This window comes from Clostridium sp. 1001270J_160509_D11, from assembly GCF_015667935.1.
Taxonomy (GTDB): Bacteria; Bacillota; Clostridia; order Peptostreptococcales; family Peptostreptococcaceae; genus Intestinibacter.
The window spans coordinates 1-1,074 of sequence record NZ_JADPET010000272.1 but is presented as its reverse complement, the minus strand read 5'-3'; the positions used below and the strand labels follow the sequence as shown (position 1 = coordinate 1,074).

Genomic DNA, 1,074 nt, shown 5'->3' with positions numbered 1-1,074 from the left:
ATTCTGTATTTCAGGATAATGTTCTGTAAGTCTTGCATATAGCCCGTCAAAAGCTACACTATCATGTACATTTCCTGGATTGACTGTCACATCAAGAATATATCCTTTCTTGTCGCAAGCGGTCTGTGCTGTATATGCAAAGCATTTTTTGTGTTCGCCCTTGTGGAATACTCCGCATTCTGGGTCGGTGGTCGATTCATTAACGATTCTTTCTTTCGGCGGTTTGGTGTCATCAAACGGTTTCTTGCCGTGTTCTTCACGGTCTTCATTGATTTCTTCCATCAGCTTTTCTTCGTATATTTTAGCCGCCTTCGGAACAGCTTTCTTAACCGCTTTTTTCATATTGGCATTTGCCTTGATATGTGTTCCGTCAACGAATACTGTTTCGGGTGTAAGATAGCCTGCCTGCTCGATTTCGTTCAATATCCAATAGAATACCTTTTCTATTGTTTCAGCAGTAAATCTGTTTTTGAAATTGTAGCTGATTGTTGAGAAGTGTGGTGTCTGCTCGTTCAGCAGATAGCCTAAAAACCAACGGTATGCCACGTTTACCTTTATTTCATCAGCTGTTTTACGCAGAGAAGGTATCCCATAGATATGCTGTATCAATACCATTTTGAACAACACTATGGGGTCTATACTCGGTCTTCCGTTGTTTTCGCAGTATAAATCCGAAACTATTTCATAGATTTTTGTGAAGTCTATCACGCTATCTATTTTTCTGAGCAGATGGTCTTCCGGTATCAGCTCGTCCATACATACAAATTCTATCTGATGTCTTTCTTGTTTTCCTGTTTTCAGCACCTTTCATCACCATATTTATTATACCACATATCAATGAAAAAGCCAAGCATTTCTGCTTGACTTTTTCGACAGACTGAACAGTGGCGTACCGCCACTGTGGCTTGACAGCCACTTAATTTAATGCTATAATAACAACGAATAAGCGGTGACTAACCGACAGAATCAACCAAACTGAAAGGCGGTACTTTAATGCCAGACATTCACGAATCGGGCGAGAACTATCTTGAAACTATCCTTGTTCTCAGAGAAAGAGGGGTAGATGTACGTTCT

The 1,074-nt window shown here is 40.3% G+C and carries 1 protein-coding gene; it reads right to left on the bottom strand.

What is annotated here, in order from left to right; genetic code table 11:
• The coding region (locus tag I4U58_RS13905) for a transposase (RefSeq protein ID WP_195931916.1) at positions 1 to 804 on the bottom strand (804 nt) is incomplete at its 3' end.
• Positions 805 to 1,074 lie beyond the last annotated feature (270 nt).